Below are 18,779 nucleotides of genomic sequence, written 5' to 3' on the forward strand. Positions count from 1 at the left end.
CGGCGTTCTTCGGCGCCAAGCCGGCGACGATCCTCAAGGGTGGAATGATCGCCGCCGCGCCGATGGGCGACCCCAATGCGTCGATCCCTACCCCGCAACCGGTGCATTACCGCACTATGTTCGGCGCTTTGGGGAGGGCGGCGAGTCAGACACGTCTGAGCTTCGTCAGCCAGGCCGCGCTCGACGCAGGAATCAAGGCGCGTCTGGGACTGCATAGCGAATTGGCGGCGTGCAAGGGCGTGCGGCAGGTGCGCAAGTCGGACATGAAGCTCAACGATGCCTGCCCCAAGCTCGAGGTCGACCCTCAGACGTATGAAGTTCATGCCGACGGTGAGCTGTTGACTTGCGAGCCGGCGACGGAGTTGCCGCTGGCACAGCGCTATCACTTGTTTTAGACGATGTAAGAAGTAAGAGGGAAGAAGTAAGAGGGAAGCATGCGGTGCCATTGGGGACGGTTTGTGCTTCTAACTGATTTCTTCCTTCTTAAAGAGGCGAAGCCACGTTCTGGAGCATGTCATGCTGAAACTAAATGAACGCCTGGGGCCGGTCACGGTGGAACAGGCCGGCGATACCCTGACGCTGCCGTTCGAGCAGCGCATGCGCGGTCGTCTCAAGGCGATAAGTGACGGTGGCCGCGAGCTGGGGCTGTTTCTCGACCGGGGACCGGTGCTGCGCGATGGCGACGGCTTGCGAGCGGAAAATGGCGAGATCGTGCGTGTATACGCTGCCGAGGAACCCGTGGTGACCGCGCGTACCGTCTCAGGGCTACCCTTGGCGCGCCTCGCCTATCACCTGGGAAATCGTCATGTGCAATTGGCTATCGGTGACGATGACGACGGTGGCTGGGTGCGCTTTCCGCCGGATCATGTGCTTGAGGCGTTGGCCGAGCGGCTGGGCGCGACGTTGGAGCATTACGCCGCACCGTTCGATCCCGAGCCTGGCGCCTACGCCACCGGGGAAGCCCATCACCATACGCATGGCCATGATCATGACCACGACCATGTCCACTGAACGGCATGCGGGCCACGACCCGTTGGCGTTGGCGGGATTGCTGCAACTCGTCAGCCCGGCGTTGCCGATCGGCGCCTTTGCCTGGTCACAGGGTCTCGAGAGTGCGCTGGAACTTGGCTGGGTAGAGGGCGAAGCGGGCCTTGGCGAGTGGATCGCCGGGGTGCTGGACGACGGCCTGACGCGCTGCGAACTGCCGGTTCTGGCACGCGCTTATCACGCCTGGGCGCAAGACGATGGCGAGGCGCTGGCCTATTGGAACACCTGGCTCCAGGCCAATCGCGAAACCCATGAACTGCTCGAGGAAGAACAGCGCCTGGGCGGCACCCTGCTGCGGTTGCTGCATAACCTCGAACAAGTGCCTGAGACGCCGGTTTTGCCCGCCACACCAGGTTACGTGGTGGCCTTCGCTCTGGCGGCACGGGTTCGCGGCGTGAGTTGTGAGGACGCAATGCTGGGGTTTGCCTGGGCCTGGCTGGAGAACCAATTGACGGTGGCCTGCAAGGCGTTGCCTTTGGGACAGACGAGCGCGCAGCGCCTTATCGAGAAACTGCGCCCCCATCTGGCCGACGTGGTGGCGACGGCCATCGCGCTGGACGACGACGAGCTGGGGCCGGCATTACCTGGCCTGGCGTTGGCCAGCGCGCTGCACGAAACCCAGTACTCACGGTTGTTTAGAAGTTGATAGAAGTTGATAGAAGGAAGAGGGAAGAGGGAAGAACGTTGCCATGCGCCTGAAGAAAGACGAGGGATGACAGAGGGCGGTTTTTCTTCCCTCTTCGAGTCGCGAAGCGACGTCTTCCTTCCTTCATCCTTCTTCCTGACATTCGAATTCATGCAAGGAGAAAACCGATGACACATTGTCTACGCGTCGGGATCGGTGGTCCGGTGGGGTCCGGCAAGACGGCCTTGCTCAAGCAGCTCTGTTTGGCACTGCGCGGTCATTACGATATCGCCGTGGTCACCAATGACATCTACACCCGCGAGGATGCTGACTTCCTGCTCAAGCACGACGCCTTGGAGTTCAACCGCATTCTGGGGGTGGAAACCGGGGGCTGTCCGCATACGGCGATCCGCGAGGACGCCTCCATGAACTTGGCGGCGATTGACGAGCTGCAGTCGCGTCATCAGGGGCTCGAACTGGTGATGGTCGAATCCGGTGGCGACAACCTGTCGGCGACGTTCAGCCCCGAGCTTTCCGATCTGACGATCTACGTCATCGATGTTTCCGCTGGGGACAAGATCCCACGCAAGGGCGGGCCGGGGATCACCAAGTCGGATTTGTTGATCATCAACAAGATCGATATCGCCGAGCAGGTGCATGCCTCGCTGGAGATCATGGATCGCGACGCTCGCAAGATGCGTGGCGAACGTCCCTTCGTGTTCGCCAATCTCTACGATGGGGTGGGGGTCGAGGAAGTCATCCGCTTCATCCTCGAGCGCGGCATGCTGCCGGAGCGTCGGCCGCAGCCTGTGGATCAGGCAGCCGCCGATGTAGCACCGAGTCTCTAAGATACGCTGGTTATCACTGACTATCTGGTTATTACTGACTATAAAGGAGAATATTCATGTCCTTGTCTCGTCTTCATATACGCCATCTGATCCTGGCGTTATCTCCCTTGGCCCTATTGTTCGCCGGTTCCGCGTTGGCGCATCCAGGGCATATGCCGCATTCGCATGCCGGCAGTTTCATGGCGGGCTTGACACATCCTCTGACCGGGCTCGATCACTTGCTGGCGATGGCGGCCATCGGGCTGTGGAGCTTCCGTCAGGCGGGTGCGTTACGCCGTGCCATGCCGCTGTTGATTGCGCTGGGTATGCTGGCGGGCGCCAGTCTGGCCTGGATGGGCGTGCCGTTGATGGGCGTCGAATTCGGCATCGCCTCGAGCGTGCTGCTGGCCGGGGTATTGCTGGCCACTCTGGTGCGTTTGCCGAGTGCGCTGGGGGGCGTGCTGGTGTTCGCGTTCATTCTGATGCATGGCCACGCGCATGGCAGCGAACTGGCGCCGGGCGCCTCCGCACTGCTTTACGCGCTGGGCTTCGTATTGACCAGTGTGGCCATCACGCTGGCGGGACGTGTGCTGGGCGAGTGGCTGGCCCGCCGCGACAACCGTTGGCTACGCGGCATCGGTGCTGCCATCGCGGCTGCCGGCGGCGCGCTGTTGATGAGCTAAGCGCCACCTCCGGTCATAGTCGTGGGGTGCGCGTGCGCCGATATCCCGCGTTGATGAAGCAGTAAAGGCCGTAGGCCATCAGCCCCACGGCGACACCGCCGAGCAGCCAGCGTCCATAGGGTTGCTCGGCGAGCGTGTCGAGGACGCCGCCCAGACCCTCGGCATTGTCGGGATCGACTTCGATGGCGGCCACGCACAAGAAAGTTCCGATGATTCCGAACACGATACCGCGAGCCGCTAGCCCTAGACGGGCGATGCCCTCGAGGATGGGCAGCGGCCCATTGGGCATGTCTTCGACGTGCCAATTGCGACGGTAGTGGCGTTTCCAGGCACGCCGAAGCTGATGTAGTCCCACGCCGATAAAAGCGATCCCGAGCCCGAACAGCACAAAGACGCCGCCGGGATAGTCGAGTAACTCGGCGGTTTGTTGTGACGTGCTGCTGCCTCCTCCGCCGCTGGCAAGCGAGCGTACGAGCAAGGTGGCACATTGCCAGGCGAGAGCGATATACAGAGTGCCGCTGATGACGAATCCCAGACGTTGCAAGATGCCCTTCCAGTGGTGGCCCTTATGTTCGAGATCCCACCAGGCTTGGGCGAGACGCCAGAGAACATAGGCCACCAGGCCAAGCCCCAACAGTGCGATCAACAGCGTACCGAATGGCCACAACGCGATGGTACGAATGACCTCGTCCGTGCCGGCATTTTGGCCGCCCATGCCGAGAGTGGTAAGCAACGATAGCCAGCCAATGGTGATATAGATCACCCCCTTGGCGACATAACCGGCACTCGCCGTGCCGCTGAGCGCGTTACGCAAGCCGGCCAGGGAAAATTTCATCAAGACATCCTTGTCGCCGGGAAGAAATGCACGCATGGGAAACGGTAGGCATCATGCCATGCCAAATACAATGACGATGCTTACGGGGCGTGAAGAACATGTGAGTATGCGCCGATCCCCTTGAACGAATGAATGCGCTACCATGAGCGCTTTTGCGCGTATCGTCATTGTAAGGTATACGCTGCGGCAACGTAGACCATCTTTCCTGAGCGGAATTTTCATGAAGCATTATATCGTGCGGCCGACCACGTGGCGTGGCTGGGGGTTGACTCTGGCATTTGTCACGCTCATCGCAGCGGGCATCTGGCCGGTGATCGGTTGGTTCAATCGAGCCTGCGTGGTGCTCGGTTTGCCGCTGATTGCGGTATGGGCGTACGTCGTCGTGTTCGCTTGTTGCGGCGTCATGGCCATCGGCAACCGGCTAGTGGAGCGTTCTGGCGATGACGAGTAGTGTGCCGATTGTCATGACGCTCGCCTATCTGGGCGTGGCGCTCTTCCTGGGCTTGCGCGCCCGGACAGGACGCTCGATGAATTCGTTGGAAGAGTGGGGCGTCGCCGGTCGCAGCATGGGGCCGGTCACGCTCTATCTGCTGATCGCCGCAGGCAGCGTGAGCGCCTACACCTTCATGGGCGCGCCAGGATGGGCTTACACCAAGGGCGTGGCGGTGTTTTATGTGGTGATCTACCTATCCTATCTGGCGCTGGTGGCCTGGTATTTCGGCCCCAAGGTGTGGGCCTTCGGCCGGCGTTTCGGCCATGTCACGCAAGGGGCGGCCATAGCCGATCGCTATGAAAGCCCGCTGTTGGGGGCCCTAGCCGCAGGCGTAATGTCGATTGCGTCATTGGCTTATGCGGTACTGCAGACCATCGGGGCTGCGTATATTCTGAACGTTATGAGCGCTGGGCGATTACCGATCTGGGTGGGGGTGCTGGTGGTCTTGAGCTGTATCGCCCTCTATCTCTATGCCAGCGGCCAACGCGCGATCGGTATCACCAACGCCTTCCAGGGCGTGCTGATGCTGGCGGTGGCGTGGGTGATTGGGCTCTGGGCGTCACAGCGTTTCGGCGGTAGTCTATGGTTTGGCGATGTCTTTACCACTCTGCATGAGCGTGATCCGGCTTTTTTAACCTTGCCGGGCGCGCAGGGAGACATGAGTTTCGCTTTCTGGACGACGTCGATTATCGTCTCGATGTTGTCGTTCATGCCACCGGTCTGGACGCAGTGGATGAGTGCGTCATCGGCACGCACCATTCGTCGCAGCGCAACCTGGCTGCCTAGTTACTATGTAGTCATCTTGCCCATGGTGGTGGTGGGCTTCATCGGCATTTATAGCCTGCCTGAACTGGCACGTGCCGATACCGTGGCGCTCGAGCTTGCCATGCAACAGATGCCGGTCTGGCTGGTGGGCCTGCTTGGCGCGGGCACGTTGGCGGCCTCTATGTCGTCCTGCGAACCCTTCTTGCATTCGGTGGCGCTTTCCTATGCCAAGGATATCGCGCAACCGGCTTTCAAGCTTTCCGATGCCGCTGCCGGCAAGCTGGCGCGGGGCCTGCTCTTGCCGATCATGGCGCTAATCGTCGCGCCGGTGGCCATCGCCGAACCCAGCAACTTGGTGATGATACTGCTCGTGGGGCTGGGATTTGCTACCCAGGTGCTGCCTGCCTTTATCGGCATGTTCTTCTGGACCCGTGCCTCCAAGCTGGGCGTGTTGAGCGGCATCGTAGTGGGGTTTGCCGTCACACTGCTGTTTACGCTGGTGTGGCGCCATCCGCTGGGAATCCACGCTGGGTTCTGGGGGCTTGTCATCAATTTACCCACATTCGTGGTAGTGTCCTGTCTGACGCGACCGGCCTCTCCGCTGGTAGTCGAGCGTTTCTTTGCCATTGCGGCACCAAGACGGCAGGCGACTGAAGCCGGCTTCGTGCCGGACGCGAAAGAATCTGCGTTACGGGCTGAGTAAGTAATTAGCCGAGTATTGTACAACGCTTTTCCGAGCCGGGTCTGACGTCTAAGATGTAGGTGATTCAAGCGATCACCGGCCACTGGGACGCTACTAAAGGAATTGCGCAATTGCGCTGGTTGGTGGCCGGCAGCCAAGGAAGGAGGTGGATGACGCCTCGCAGGCTCATGTGATCCGAATCGCCAAGGAAGACGCAAGTCTCATGTGTGTCTCCAGAGGTGGAAAATCATCCGCCTCCAACCGGTCTACAAAGGCCGGCGTAAGTTTCTCGCCATCCAATACATGGCGACTTGCCGGTTGATTGTCAACCGGCGTTTTTTTGTCTTCGTTTCGACGTTTGAAGAATGCAAAGAACCAGGGGGATCTTCATGAGACAAACCGCCAAACGAGCATTGAGCGTGATATTGATGGCGGGGTTGGGATGTACGGGAATCGGCAATGCCTGGGGCTATTTCTACAATGGCGCCGACCTTCTCGATTTTCAGCGCCATTACCAGCAATTTCGTGCTGATGAGTCCTACGATACTAGTAAGTTTTTCACCTATACTGGGTACGTGTTAGGTATTTTCGACCGCTTGGAATCCCACGAAAAAATTTGTGCGCCCAGTGACGTTCGCGGCCGCGATATCTTGGATGAAGTGTCGCAATACCTGGAAAGTGCTTCCAGTAGCTGGGACGAACCGGCCAGTGATGTGGTCACCGATGCTTTGAAAAAGGCGTACGTCTGTCAATGACATGATGCCATGTGCAGGGTGAAGCAGGCTTGTCTACCCAAAAAACGGGGCTGGACTGCCGCTAGGGGCATTCTGTTCCGTTCATGGACCCTTTATTAACGCAGGTTAAGTTTATTGCATTCGCAATTTGTCAGAATACCTGCATCCAGGAAGGATACTCAGCTGCCAAGGACGTGTTGAATTCATTCATGCACTTGGGCTGATGCTGATTGAGAGCCTCCGATCGTCCTCGGGGGCTTTCTCTTTAAACGCCTCAGCGGCCGGTTCATTTCAGTTATGCAATTGCCCAGCTCGCAGACTGGGCAATTTACTGGGACAGCAAAAAGGACTCCAAGGCTGCTCACCGGAGTGATTAAGTGCTGTCAGATTTTACGCTGACGATCTCAAACGGCTTGTAATTGCGGCCAATGATCGTACGCGCTCCTCCATCGCTTTCATCATGCACTCACAGGTTTAGTAACCAACGGAGAGCTGCGCCAGTGGTTGCCGCTTGATTTCTGAATATTCGATTAGCGCTCCCCAACGCATCCCGTGTACACCAGAACTCTCAGTGTACATGTCGGTGTACACGGTGAGGAACTGTGGATCGGGTTCGGAGAGTTTAAGTCAGGTCAAAGAAAAGCCCGTGGTTGAGCGGCTTTCAGAGTATCTTGAGGAGATCAGGTGATGCTTGGGGAATCCCTGTGGTGCGGATGGGGAGACTCGAACTCCCACGCCTCTCGGCACTAGAACCTAAATCTAGCGTGTCTACCAATTCCACCACATCCGCAGTCGGGCAGGTCGAGCGATATTCTACGGATACAGAGAGGGAAGTCAATCGCCATGGGCACTGAGGCGATATTGAAGGTCTTGGAGGGTGTCGGTCACGGTGATACTGGTCGGCATATCGGCATTGAGCGCAGCATGCGGGAGGTGGCAGGCATGCTAGTCTGTTCCTGTCGAACTTTGTTGAATAGTCTTGAGAACTTATAAAAGAACCAGTTAATCATGATAACAGTGAAAAACGTTTGGTATTTGTCTGCCAAGATAAAGATGCTGGTCAACTTGTCGGTGCATGCAGGGTTGCCGGGTCCTTGTGCCTTTTGCATGGGCATGACGCCGCCGGCGTCACCGTGGTGCGAGGCATGTTTCGAGGCGTTGCCCTGGAATCGCGTGGCCTGTACGCGCTGTGCCGAGCCGTTGGCGCGTCCTGCTGATCTGTGCGGCCACTGTCTGCGTCATGCGCCGTCTTTCGATGTGGCGCGGGCGCCGCTACGTTACGAAGATGCTTCGCAGGCATTGCTTCAGCGCTTCAAGTTCGGCGCGCAACCGCGTGCGGGCATCTTGCTGGCGACGCTCTTTGCACATGATAGGGAAGGTGCGTTACCCGAGGCACTCGTTGCGGTGCCGACGCATCCGCAGCGGCGGCGTGAACGCGGTTTCGATCATAGCGTCTGGCTGACGCGAGAACTCTCGCATCAATTGGGCGTACCGTGCCAGCGTGCCTGGCGTGAGCGTGACACGCCGACCCAGCGTGGGCTGACACGCCGTTCGCGTCGCGGCAACGTGCGCGGGGCTTTTGGTGTTGCGCCAGGCTTGCCGGCTCACGTGGCGCTCGTCGACGACGTGATGACCACCGGCAGTACGCTCTCGGCACTGGCCGATGCCTGCCGAGGGGCGGGCGCCCAGCATGTCGAGGCCTGGGCGATGACGCGAACGCCGCGAGAAATCTGATAGCATGAGGATGCATCTCCAATAGGACACGTCATGACCGCCCCAAAGCACCCGTTCGAAAGTTTGTCGCCCGCACACGTGGTCGATGCCGTCGAGTCGCTGGGTTTTTGGTTGCCGGGCGAGCCGTTTGCGCTCAACAGCTACGAGAATCGCGTGTTCCTGTTGAGCGACGACGATCGCCGCCGCTGGGTGGCCAAGTTCTATCGTCCCGAGCGTTGGAGCGAAGCGCAGATTCGCGAGGAGCATGCCTTTCTCGATGAACTCGATGCCGCGGGAGTACCCGGCGCGCCGCCTTGGCGCGACGATGCTGGAGAGACGCTCCATCATGCCTATGGATTTGCGTTCGCGTTGTTTCCGCATCTCGCAGGACAGGCGCCGGAGCTCGAGGACCCCGCGCATCTCTTTGCTCTTGGTGACTTGATCGGCCAGGTGCATGCCGTGGCACGTCGTGGTTCCTTCCATGCGCGTCCTGTTCAGGAGCCTATGGCGATCAGCCAAGCCAGTTGTGAGCGCGTGCTGGCGAGCGATTGGCTGAGTCGTCGTCAACGTCAGGCATACGCCCGCATCGTCGAGCGCCTGCAGACGCTACTGGCCGAACAGCGATGGCCGGAGACGGCCCTGCAACGCGTACATGGCGACTGCCATCTGGGCAACATCCTGGGGCGCGATGAGGATTTTGCACTGGTTGACTTCGATGATTGCTGCATGGCGCCAGCGATCCAGGATTTGTGGATGTTATTGACGGCGTCTGAAGCCGACGAATGGCAGATGCAGTTATCCGAAGTGATCGAGGGTTACGAGCAGCATGTCGAGTTCGATCGGCGCCAACTGCGCTGGATCGAGCCGTTGCGCACGTTGCGATTGATGCGCCATAGCGCCTGGTTGGCCGACCGCTGGGAAGATCCGGCGTTTCCCAAGGCTTTTCCTTGGGTAGCCAGTGAGGGGTATTGGGATCAGCACATCCGTATTCTCGAGCAACAGCGCCTCGCGTTGGAAAATCCGCGCTGGCTGGCGTGACTTTGCAGCCTCGAAGGCCCCGGGGCGGCGTCGGGAAATGTAGTGTCGCCGACGTCGGTGCGAATCGCGCGTGCGTCGCGCTTTGCCGGTGTGGCAAACTTCCGGTGTTGTATTCATTTTGTAACGTATGCCCGATCGGGCGTCATGACGAAGGCACTCAAAGGCACTTAAATGACAGAAGAACTCGCAACGCATTACCGCGACATCATCGCCGGCTTGGGCGAGGATCCCGATCGGGAAGGGCTACGTGATACGCCCATGCGAGCCGCCGAGGCCATGCAGTTTCTCAACCAGGGCTATGGGCAGACGCTCGAGTCATTGGTCAACGGCGCGGTGTTCGAATCGCAGACTGACGAGATGGTGCTGATCAAGGACATCGAACTCTATTCGATGTGTGAACATCATTTGTTGCCATTCATCGGCAAGTGCCATATCGCTTATTTGCCCAAGGGCAAGGTACTGGGGCTCTCCAAGTTCGCGCGTATCGTCGACATGTATGCGCGACGCATGCAGATTCAGGAAAACCTGACACGCCAGATCGCCGAGGCCGTGCAGGAGGTGACCGAGGCGCGCGGTGTGGGTGTGATCGTCGAAGCGCAGCACATGTGCATGATGATGCGTGGGGTCGAGAAACAGAATTCGTGCATGAAGACCTCCGTGATGCTGGGCGCTTTCCGCAATAACTTGAATACGCGTCAGGAGTTCTTGACGCTGGTGCATGGCTGAGCGCGGCGTCGATCACCGTCGCGTGACGCGCGTTTCACACTTTAGGAGAAATGCTGCATGGCCTTACATGCCCTGAACGATCAGCACCTCGATCACGATCTGGCAACGATTAACATCAAGAATCTGCGCCTGCGTACCCATATCGGTATCAAGGACGAGGAAATCCAGAACCGCCAGGATGTGGTGATCAATGCCATCATCCGTTATCGGGCCGATCGCGCGGTCAAGTTCGATCATATCGAGCAGGCACTCAATTATCGTACGATCACCAAGCATATCATCGGCTATGTCGAGGATAACCGCTTCCTCTTGCTGGAACGCATGACCCGCGAGGTTCTGGATATCATCATGAGTTACGAGCAGGTCCTCACGGCGCAAGTGGAAATCGACAAGCCTTTCGCGCTGCGTTTTTCCGACTCTGTCTCGGTGACGCTATCGGACTCGCGGCTCGATTGAGGCGACATGACCATGTCATCGGTATTCGGCTGGGAGTCGCGTCGTGAACGGTAAGCTCGAACACTTCGACGACGCGGCCCAGCGCGGCGTGATCGTCGGCAACGATGGACATCGTTATACGTTCACATTGACCGAGTGGCGTGGCCGGGGCCTTCCCAGGGAAGGCAGTCGGCTACGTTTCGATGGCGACGCTGGTCGTGCCGAGCAGGTGTTCGATGCCCCCGTTCCTCAGCGCACCGCGCGGCAGACGCGTGACGATCAGGGGCACATCAAATCTTCTTTATTGTCGCCCTGGGCGGTGCTGGCGCTGGTGCTTGTCGCCGTGGCTCCGCTGTTCGCGTCTTATATGCTGCTCGTCGATGTGCTGGCGATCCTACTGGCCGTGCTTGGGATCCGGCAGATACGGCGCTCGCCGTCGCGTTACAGGGGGCAGGCACTGTGTGGGGCCGCCATTGCCATCGCGGTGCTGAGTCTCTTTATCTGGGGTGTTGGGTGAACGTCATGTCAGGGTGCGCTGCGTTTGGTGGCATCAAGAGACTCGGCATAAGATGAATTCACGGCGACGGCCAGCGTCGCCCTCATTGTCAGGAAGGAGAACGCCATGGAGTCCCTTCAGGAGAACTCGCTGTTTCGTCCCTTTGCCTATATCGATGGCAATTGGGTGGCAGCGGACAGCGGCGAACAGATCGAGGTCGACGACCCGGCCACCGGTGAGGTCGTGGGACGCATGCCCAAGCTGGGGCGTGCCGAGACTGAGCGTGCCATCGAAGCCGCCGAGTCGGCCTGGCCGGCCTGGCGTGCCCTGACGGCGCAAGAGCGCGCGGATACCCTGATGAAATGGTACGACCTGATGCTCGAGCATCAGGACCAGCTGGCGGCGATCATGACCGCCGAGCAGGGCAAGCCTATCAAGGAGGCGGCCGGTGAAATCGCCTATGCGGCGAGTTTCCTGCGCTGGTTCGCCGAGGAAGCGCGGCGCGTCTATGGCGACACCATCCCTGCGGCCAAGTCCAACCAGCGCATCGTGGTGCTCAAGCAGCCGATCGGCGTCGTCGGGGCGATCACGCCGTGGAATTTCCCGTCGTCGATGATCACTCGCAAGGCGGCGGCGGCATTGGCGGCGGGGTGCCCGATCGTCATCAAACCGGCCAGTCAGACGCCGTTTTCTGCTACCGCGCTGGCGGCGCTGGCCGAGCAGGCCGGGGTGCCGCGCGGCGTGTTCAATGTGGTGCCGGGGCGCGCCAGCGAGATCGGCAAGGCGATGACTGAATCGCCCGTGGTGCGCAAGATCACCTTCACCGGCTCGACCGAGGTGGGCAGCCAGTTGATGGCCGGCGCCGCCGAGCATATCCAGAAGATTTCGCTGGAGTTGGGGGGCAACGCGCCGTTTCTGGTGTTCGAAGACGCCGATCTCGATGCCGCCGTCGAGGGCGCGATGGCCAGCAAGTTCCGCAATGCCGGCCAGACCTGCGTGTGCACCAACCGCTTTCTGGTGCAGTCCAGCGTGATCAATGCTTTCAGCGAAAAGCTGGCGGCGGCCATGAACAGCGAATTGCACGTCGGCCCGGGCACCGAAAAAGGCGTGAATATAGGGCCGTTGATCGACGATGACGCCGTTGCCAAGGTCTCTGAGCATATTCAGGATGCCGTCGAGAGGGGCGCCGAGTTGTTGTTGGGTGGTCATACGCACCCGTTGGGTGGGCGCTTTTTCTCCCCGACACTGGTGAGTCATGCCAATACCGACATGAAGGTGGCACACGAGGAAACCTTCGGGCCGTTGGCGGCGGTACTGCCGTTCGATGACGAGGAAGCTGCCGTGAAGATGGCCAATGACACGCGCTTTGGGCTGGCATCGTACTTCTATGCCAACGATCTGAGTCGTGTTTGGCGCGTGGCCGAAGCGTTGGAGTACGGCATGGTCGGCATCAATACGGGATTGATCTCCAACGCCAGCGCGCCGTTCGGGGGCGTCAAGGCCTCGGGGCTGGGGCGTGAAGGCTCCAAGTACGGTATCGACGAATACATGGAAACCAAGTACCTGTGCATGGATCTGGGCTGATCCCACAGAGGTAAGAGTTAAGAAGTAAGAGGGAAGAAAAGCCCCTGTATCCATCTACGGGGGCTTTAGCTTTTCGTAGCAAAGGTCATCCTGACCTTCCGTCTTCCGTCTTCCGTCTTCCGTCTTCAGTGCCTGAAGTGGCGCATATCGGTGAAGACCATGGCGATACCGGCTTCGTTGGCGGCATCGATCACTTCCTGGTCTCGCATCGAGCCGCCAGGTTGGATGACGGCGGTGATACCGGCAGCGGCGGCAGCGTCGATGCCATCGCGGAAGGGGAAGAAGGCGTCAGAGGCCATTACCGAGCCGGGCACTTCCAGACTTTCGTCTGCGGCCTTGATACCGGCGATCCTGGCCGAGTAGACGCGGCTCATCTGCCCGGCGCCCACGCCGATGGTCTGACCGTGCTTGGCATAGACGATGGCGTTGGATTTGACGAACTTGGCAACTTTCCAGGCAAAGCTGAGATCGCTTAGTTCTTGGGCGCTGGGCGCGCGCTCGGTGACGGTGCGTAGTTGGTCGGATTCGACCATGCCCTGGTCGCGGTCCTGGACCAGGAGCCCGCCGGTGACGCGCTTGAAATCATGGGCAGGACGCGGCTGACTGGGCCAGTGCTCGCTGACATCGAGCAGGCGCACGTTTTTCTTCCCGGCGACGATCTCGGCGGCGGCATCGTCGATGCCCGGCGCGATGATGACTTCCACGAACTGGCGGTCGACGATGGCACGTGCCGTATCGGCGTCCAGTGGGCGGTTGAAGGCGATGATACCGCCGAAGGCGCTGGTGGGGTCGGTAGCGAACGCGCTCTGATAGGCGGCGAGCGGCGTGTCGGCAATGGCGACGCCGCAAGGATTGGCATGCTTGACGATGACGCAGGCCGTCTCGCTGAAGACCTTGACGCACTCGAAGGCGGCATCGGTGTCAGCGACGTTGTTGAACGACAATGCCTTGCCCTGGCGCTGCTCTGCCGTGGTCACGCTGGCTTCGGTGGCATCTGTCTCGGCATAGAAGGCTGCCTGCTGATGCGGGTTTTCGCCGTAGCGCATCGCCTGTTTTTTCTGGAACTGCACGTTATAGGTCCGCGGGAAGTTCGCCTCGCCGCCTTCCACCAAGGTACCCAGATAATTGGCGATGGCGCTGTCGTAGCCGGCAGTATGCTCGAAGGCCTTGACCGCCAGGTCGAAACGCAGCGTTGCGCCGACGCCGCCATGTGTACGCATGTCGTCGAGCACGCGGCCATAGTCGGACGCATTGACCACGACGCTGGTGTGAGCGTGGTTCTTGGCACAGGCGCGGACCATGGTGGGGCCACCGATGTCGATGTTCTCGATGGCCTCTTCCAGCGTGCAATCGTCACGGGCAATGGTGTCGGCGAAGGGGTAGAGGTTGACCACGACCATGTCGATGGCGTCGATGTCATGCTCGGCCATTACCTCGTCGTCTTGCCCACGGCGCCCAAGAATGCCGCCATGAATCTTGGGGTGCAGCGTCTTGACGCGACCATCCATGATTTCCGGGAAGCCGGTATGCTGCGAGACCTCCGTGACCGGGATGCCGTGTTCGCTGAGTAGGCGAAAGGTGCCGCCGGTGGAGAGCAGGGCGACGCCGTTTGTGCTGAGTTCGCGGGCGAAATCGACGATGCCAGTCTTGTCGGACACGCTGATCAATGCGCGGCGCACAGGCTGGGGAGACGAGGATGCGGTGTGATCGGCCATGGGGCTCCACTTTTGAAAGGTGAGGGACGATTGACGCCAGACACTAGCGTGAAACGTGAAGAGCGCCCGGCGAGAGCGCTCCTGTCAGATCGGTTCGGACTCAGATCAGGTCATACTGTTTGAGCTTCTTGCGCAGGGTGCCGCGATTGAGGCCCAGCATGTCGGCAGCACGTGTCTGGTTGCCGTCGGCGTAGCGCATCACGGCCTCCAGCAAGGGCACTTCGACCTCGGTCAGCACCATGCCATAAAGGTCACTGACCGTTTCGCCATCCAGGTGGCCGAAGTAGCGCTGCATGGCGAGCTCGACCGACTCACGCAAGGTTTGCTGATGCGCTGGCGATGCTGTGGCGCTGGCATCGAGCGTATTCTGATCGATGGGAAATGCTTGCCTGCTGGTCATGCTGCATTGCTTCCATTTGAGGCCAACGCAAGCGCATCGTGAGCGAGCGAATCCACGAAGCGGTGTTGGGCCGAGGGCTGTTCCAGAACGTTGAAGCGTGCGCGCAATGCCGCCGCTTGTGGGCGAGTGGCGAGATACCAGCCCACATGCTTGCGTGCGATGCGCACCCCCATGTGTTCACCGTAAAAGGCATGCAGTGCCTCGAGATGACGGTGCATCACGGCGGCGATTTCTGCGGGCGTCGGGGGCGCCAGAGTATCACCGGTACGTAAGTAGTGTTCGATCTCGCGAAAGATCCACGGGTTGCCTTGGGCGCCGCGTCCGATCATGACCGCATCGGCTTTAGTGTAGTCGAGGACGCGAGCGGCTTTCTCGGCGCTGTCGATATCGCCATTGGCGAACACCGGCAACGATACCGCTTGCTTGATCGCGGCGATGGTGTCGTATTCGGCGTCGCCTCGATAGCGCTGTGCGCGGGTGCGGCCATGCACTGCGAGTGCTTGGATGCCGGCGGCCTCGGCCAACTGTGCGATGCGTTTGCCGTTGAGCGACTCCGAGCACCAGCCGGTACGGATCTTCAATGTCACCGGGACATCCACAGCCGCAACGACGCTTTCGAGAATTGCTGCAACTAAACGCTCATCACGCAATAGCGCGGAGCCGGCGGCCTTGTTGCAGACCTTCTTGGCAGGGCACCCCATGTTGATATCGACGATCTCGGCGCCTTGCGCAACATTGAGGCGCGCGGCTTCAGCGAGCATTTCCGGGTCGCCGCCGGCGATCTGTACATCGCGCGGGCCGGGCTCGCCGGCATGATCGAGACGCTGTCGCGACTTGCGGGTATGCCATAGGCGCGCGTCGGCGGTGACCATTTCCGAGACGACCAGGCCCGCGCCGAGTTCTCGACACAATTGCCGAAACGGACGGTCGGTCACGCCCGCCATGGGAGCGAGAATCGCCCGGTTGGGCAATGCGTAAGGGCCGATGCGCGGCAACGGCGACACCGGAGATGAGACATGGGTCGGCATCACGAGACGCGTCTAGATGGTGAAAGGGGGTCATGATAGCCGCCAGAACGATGTTCTTGAAGGGGCTTTTCGTCGCCACTGGTGTGGCCGCCCTTCATCATGAGGCGGCGACACCGGTGATGCGCACCCAGCCTTCGCGTTCGCAAGGCGTGTCGAGGTCGATGCCCTGGGCACGATAGGCCTCCATTACCTCCTCGGCTTGCCCTGCGAGAATCCCCGATAGTGCGAGACGACCACGCGGGGCGAGATGGGCGCAAAGCGTCGGCGCCAATTCGACCAGAGGGCCGGCGAGGATGTTAGCGACCACTACCTCGTAGCGTTGTGCCGCGAGTCGCTCTGGATAGCAAAGCGACAAATGTTCATCGGCGATGGCATTGCGCTGGGCGTTTTCACGGCTCGCCTGCAAGGCCTGTGAATCGATATCGGTGCCTGTAGCGTGATCGGCTCCCAGCTTGAGCGCGGCGATAGCCAGAATGCCGGAGCCGCAGCCGAAATCCAGCACCTTGCTGGCGTCGAGATCGAGGCCATCGAGCCAGCCGAGGCACAGTGCGGTGGTGGGGTGCGTACCGGTGCCAAAGGCCAGGCCGGGGTCGAGCAGCAGATTGACGGCATCGGGCTCGGGGGCGGCATGCCAACTGGGCACCACCCAAAGCCGTTCGCCCATCTTGAGTGGGGTGAAATCGTCCATCCACTCGCGCTCCCAATCACGATCGGCGAGCAACTCGTAGTCGATCTCGGGGCAGGGCTCGTCGGCCATCTCGGCGGCCCACTGCTGGCGAACTCGGTCGAGCATTGGCTCGATATCTTCCAGATCGTCGTAGAGGCCGGTCAGCACGGTTTCATCCCACAGCGGCGTGGTACCACTTTCGGGCTCGAAGACGGGATCATCGTAAGCGTCCTGCAGGGTGATAGCCTGAGCACCTTCGGCTAGCAGCAGCTCTTCCAGGGTCTCGGCATGCTGCGGAGCGATGTGTGCCTTGAGTTGTAGCCAGGACATGAAGTCTCCTTGAGCATCAACGCAAACGGGACGGCCAAGGCCGCCCCGTGTCGAGTCGCTTGAGCTGATCAGGTCAGGTCAAGCTTCTTCTCGAGGTAGTGAATGTTTACCCCGCCTTGTTGGAATGCACTATCGCGGACCAGATCCTTCTGTAGATCGATATTGGTCTTGATGCCTTCGACCAGCAGCTCGTCGAGCGCATTGCGCATGCGCGTCAACGCGGTCTCACGACTGGCGCCCCAGGTGATCAGCTTGCCGAGCAACGAATCGTAATGCGGCGGCACGCTATAGCCGGTATAGATATGCGCGTCCATGCGAACGCCCAAGCCCCCCGGCGCGTGGTAGAGATCGATCTTGCCGGGCGAGGGAATGAAAGTGCGCGAGTCCTCGGCATTGATCCGGCACTCGAAGGCGTGTCCGCTGAGATGCACATCGTCCTGCGAGATGGACAGCGGCAGTCCGGAGGCGATGCGCAGCTGTTCCTTGACGATGTCGACGCCGGTGACCATCTCGGAGACCGGGTGCTCGACCTGTACGCGGGTGTTCATCTCGATGAAGAAGAACTGACCGTTTTCATACAGGAACTCGAAGGTACCGGCGCCGCGATAGTTGATCTCGATGCAGGCATCGGTGCAGGCTTTGAAAACGTTTTCGCGGGCCTCGGGATCGATATCAGGTGCCGGCGCCTCTTCCAACACTTTCTGGTGACGGCGCTGCAGAGAGCAATCGCGATCGTAGAGATGAATGGCATTGCCCTGGCCGTCGGCCAGCACCTGTACCTCGACGTGACGCGGATTCTCGAGGAACTTCTCCATGTAAAGCGTACCGTCGCCGAACGACGCATTGGCCTCATTGCGTGTCACGCTGACCGAGGAGAGCAGGCTATCCTCGCTGTGCACCACACGCATGCCGCGTCCGCCACCGCCGGCGGCTGCTTTGATGATGACCGGATAGCCGATGCGTTGCGCGGTGGCCAGTACGGCTTCGTCGTTATCTTCGGGGAGTGGGCCGTCGGAGCCGGGCACGGTGGGTACGCCGGCTGCCTTCATCGCCGAGATAGCGCTGACCTTGTCGCCCATCATGCGGATGGTTTCGGCACGCGGGCCGACGAATACGAAGCCCGAACGCTCAACCTGTTCGGCGAAGTTGGCGTTCTCGGAGAGAAAGCCATAGCCGGGATGGATGGCGCTGGAATCGGTGACCTCGGCGGCACTGATCAGTGCCGGGATATTCAGATATGACTGCGCGGAGGAGGCCGGTCCGATGCACACGGCTTCGTCAGCCAGGCGCACGTGCATGAGTTCACGATCCGCTTTGGAATGGACCGCTACTGTCTTGATGCCCAGTTCCTTGCAGGCGCGCAGTATGCGAAGAGCGATCTCGCCACGGTTGGCGATGAGTACCTTGTCCAACATAGTGTCGTCCGTCTCTATGTAAGCTCGGAAGCGTTGCGCGATTGACCGCCAAGGGCGATCGCAAACGGCTTCAAGAGATGATGACCATCGGCTGGTCGAATTCGACCGGCTCGCCGTCCTCGACCATGATGGCTTCGATCACGCCATCCTGATCGGCCTCGATTTGATTCATCATCTTCATGGCTTCGACGATGCACACGGTCTCGCCTTTCTTGACGCTTTGGCCGACTTCCACGAAGGCTTTCGCGCCCGGCGCCGGCGAGCGATAGAAGGTGCCTACCATGGGGGAGGTCACTGGGTGGCCGCTGGGCTGCGTGGGGGCCGCCTCGGCCGCTGGCGCGGCTGCTTCGCTCGGCGCTGCAGGGGCGGGTGCGGGCGCTGCGACCGGCGCGGGGGCCTCGGCGGCGGGCGGTGCGCTGAAACCACCGGTGTGGCGGCTGATACGCACAGACTCCTCGCCTTCCTGGATTTCGATCTCGCTGATATTGGACTCTTCCAGGAGTTCGATGAGTTTCTTGACCTTGCGAATATCCATAAGCCT

General features: G+C 60.3%; 20 protein-coding genes, 1 tRNA gene and 1 pseudogene. 14 read left to right on the top strand and 8 right to left on the bottom strand.

Annotation, left to right across the window (positions count from 1 at the left end; all coding sequences use genetic code 11):
• The 5 genes and pseudogenes from ureC to OP495_RS00025 form a co-directional block, all read left to right on the top strand.
• Nucleotides 1-395, top strand: a pseudogene (ureC, locus tag OP495_RS00005) (urease subunit alpha); the annotation flags it as partial.
• Nucleotides 396-516: 121 nt separating this feature from the next.
• Complete coding sequence (gene ureE / locus OP495_RS00010; protein ID WP_280564018.1) at nucleotides 517-1,011, top strand: urease accessory protein UreE; 495 nt, start codon at nucleotides 517-519, stop codon at nucleotides 1,009-1,011.
• Entirely contained in the window at nucleotides 1,001-1,693 is a 693-nt protein-coding gene (locus tag OP495_RS00015) for an urease accessory UreF family protein (RefSeq protein ID WP_280566401.1), read from the top strand. Before ureE ends, OP495_RS00015 begins: the two co-directional genes overlap by 11 nt.
• 167 nt (nucleotides 1,694-1,860) lie before the next feature.
• Nucleotides 1,861-2,520 carry an urease accessory protein UreG gene (gene ureG, locus OP495_RS00020; RefSeq protein ID WP_280566403.1) on the top strand — a complete coding sequence of 220 codons (660 nt, stop codon included), beginning with the start codon at nucleotides 1,861-1,863 and terminating at the stop codon, nucleotides 2,518-2,520.
• Nucleotides 2,521-2,576: 56 nt separating this feature from the next.
• Nucleotides 2,577-3,182: a HupE/UreJ family protein gene (locus tag OP495_RS00025; protein ID WP_280566407.1), complete on the top strand. Its 606-nt coding sequence runs from the start codon at nucleotides 2,577-2,579 to the stop codon at nucleotides 3,180-3,182.
• 13 nt (nucleotides 3,183-3,195) lie between these two features.
• On the opposite strand, the gene OP495_RS00030 is transcribed toward OP495_RS00025, so the two are convergent.
• Nucleotides 3,196-4,017 (bottom strand): DUF1206 domain-containing protein, encoded by an 822-nt coding sequence (locus OP495_RS00030; protein WP_280564023.1) that lies wholly within the window; start codon nucleotides 4,015-4,017, stop codon nucleotides 3,196-3,198.
• A 220-nt stretch (nucleotides 4,018-4,237) separates the two neighbouring features.
• On the opposite strand from OP495_RS00030, the gene OP495_RS00035 reads away from it, so the two are divergent.
• The 3 genes from OP495_RS00035 (at nucleotide 4,238) to OP495_RS00045 (ending at nucleotide 6,712) form a co-directional block, all read left to right on the top strand.
• Nucleotides 4,238-4,468 carry a hypothetical protein gene (locus OP495_RS00035; protein ID WP_280564025.1) on the top strand — a complete coding sequence of 77 codons (231 nt, stop codon included), beginning with the start codon at nucleotides 4,238-4,240 and terminating at the stop codon, nucleotides 4,466-4,468.
• On the top strand, nucleotides 4,458-5,978 hold the full coding sequence (locus OP495_RS00040; protein ID WP_280566409.1) for a sodium:solute symporter family protein: 1,521 nt from the start codon (nucleotides 4,458-4,460) through the stop codon (nucleotides 5,976-5,978). The genes OP495_RS00035 and OP495_RS00040 overlap by 11 nt, the downstream gene beginning before the upstream one ends.
• Nucleotides 5,979-6,346: 368 nt before the next feature.
• Nucleotides 6,347-6,712, top strand: coding sequence for a Rap1a/Tai family immunity protein (locus OP495_RS00045; RefSeq protein WP_280564027.1), 366 nt, complete (start codon nucleotides 6,347-6,349; stop codon nucleotides 6,710-6,712).
• A gap of 684 nt (nucleotides 6,713-7,396) precedes the next feature.
• On the opposite strand, the gene OP495_RS00050 is transcribed toward OP495_RS00045, so the two are convergent.
• Nucleotides 7,397-7,481, bottom strand: a tRNA-Leu gene (locus OP495_RS00050).
• 245 nt (nucleotides 7,482-7,726) lie between these two features.
• On the opposite strand from OP495_RS00050, the gene OP495_RS00055 reads away from it, so the two are divergent.
• The 6 genes from OP495_RS00055 (at nucleotide 7,727) to OP495_RS00080 (ending at nucleotide 12,683) form a co-directional block, all read left to right on the top strand.
• Complete coding sequence (locus OP495_RS00055) at nucleotides 7,727-8,425, top strand: ComF family protein (RefSeq protein ID WP_280566412.1); 699 nt, start codon at nucleotides 7,727-7,729, stop codon at nucleotides 8,423-8,425.
• Nucleotides 8,426-8,458: 33 nt separating this feature from the next.
• Entirely contained in the window at nucleotides 8,459-9,442 is a 984-nt protein-coding gene (locus OP495_RS00060) for a serine/threonine protein kinase (RefSeq protein ID WP_280566415.1), read from the top strand.
• Nucleotides 9,443-9,613: 171 nt separating this feature from the next.
• Nucleotides 9,614-10,168, top strand: a complete 555-nt coding sequence (gene folE / locus OP495_RS00065) for a GTP cyclohydrolase I FolE (RefSeq protein ID WP_280562368.1) — start codon at nucleotides 9,614-9,616, stop codon at nucleotides 10,166-10,168.
• 57 nt (nucleotides 10,169-10,225) lie between these two features.
• The gene (gene folX, locus OP495_RS00070) at nucleotides 10,226-10,624 is read left to right on the top strand and encodes a dihydroneopterin triphosphate 2'-epimerase (RefSeq protein WP_280562367.1); all 399 of its coding nucleotides are present in this window, start codon (nucleotides 10,226-10,228) and stop codon (nucleotides 10,622-10,624) included.
• Nucleotides 10,625-10,667: 43 nt separating this feature from the next.
• On the top strand, nucleotides 10,668-11,120 hold the full coding sequence (locus tag OP495_RS00075; RefSeq protein WP_280562366.1) for a hypothetical protein: 453 nt from the start codon (nucleotides 10,668-10,670) through the stop codon (nucleotides 11,118-11,120).
• A gap of 105 nt (nucleotides 11,121-11,225) precedes the next feature.
• Nucleotides 11,226-12,683: an NAD-dependent succinate-semialdehyde dehydrogenase gene (locus OP495_RS00080; RefSeq protein WP_280566417.1), complete on the top strand. Its 1,458-nt coding sequence runs from the start codon at nucleotides 11,226-11,228 to the stop codon at nucleotides 12,681-12,683.
• A 125-nt stretch (nucleotides 12,684-12,808) separates the two neighbouring features.
• On the opposite strand, the gene purH is transcribed toward OP495_RS00080, so the two are convergent.
• The 6 genes from purH to accB form a co-directional block, all read right to left on the bottom strand.
• Nucleotides 12,809-14,398, bottom strand: coding sequence for a bifunctional phosphoribosylaminoimidazolecarboxamide formyltransferase/IMP cyclohydrolase (gene purH, locus OP495_RS00085; protein WP_280562364.1), 1,590 nt, complete (start codon nucleotides 14,396-14,398; stop codon nucleotides 12,809-12,811).
• 100 nt (nucleotides 14,399-14,498) lie between these two features.
• Nucleotides 14,499-14,798, bottom strand: coding sequence for a DNA-binding transcriptional regulator Fis (fis, locus tag OP495_RS00090; RefSeq protein ID WP_040241893.1), 300 nt, complete (start codon nucleotides 14,796-14,798; stop codon nucleotides 14,499-14,501).
• Complete coding sequence (dusB, locus tag OP495_RS00095; RefSeq protein WP_280562363.1) at nucleotides 14,795-15,826, bottom strand: tRNA dihydrouridine synthase DusB; 1,032 nt, start codon at nucleotides 15,824-15,826, stop codon at nucleotides 14,795-14,797. Before dusB ends, fis begins: the two co-directional genes overlap by 4 nt.
• Before the next feature lie 97 nt (nucleotides 15,827-15,923).
• The gene (gene prmA, locus OP495_RS00100) at nucleotides 15,924-16,823 is read right to left on the bottom strand and encodes a 50S ribosomal protein L11 methyltransferase (RefSeq protein ID WP_280566420.1); all 900 of its coding nucleotides are present in this window, start codon (nucleotides 16,821-16,823) and stop codon (nucleotides 15,924-15,926) included.
• 68 nt (nucleotides 16,824-16,891) lie between these two features.
• Nucleotides 16,892-18,238: an acetyl-CoA carboxylase biotin carboxylase subunit gene (accC, locus tag OP495_RS00105; RefSeq protein ID WP_280566423.1), complete on the bottom strand. Its 1,347-nt coding sequence runs from the start codon at nucleotides 18,236-18,238 to the stop codon at nucleotides 16,892-16,894.
• A 70-nt stretch (nucleotides 18,239-18,308) separates the two neighbouring features.
• Nucleotides 18,309-18,773 (bottom strand): acetyl-CoA carboxylase biotin carboxyl carrier protein, encoded by a 465-nt coding sequence (accB, locus tag OP495_RS00110; RefSeq protein WP_280562359.1) that lies wholly within the window; start codon nucleotides 18,771-18,773, stop codon nucleotides 18,309-18,311.
• Between the last annotated feature and the right edge of the window lie 6 nt (nucleotides 18,774-18,779).

This window comes from Chromohalobacter sp. 296-RDG, from assembly GCF_029889885.1.
GTDB lineage: Bacteria > Pseudomonadota > Gammaproteobacteria > Pseudomonadales > Halomonadaceae > Chromohalobacter.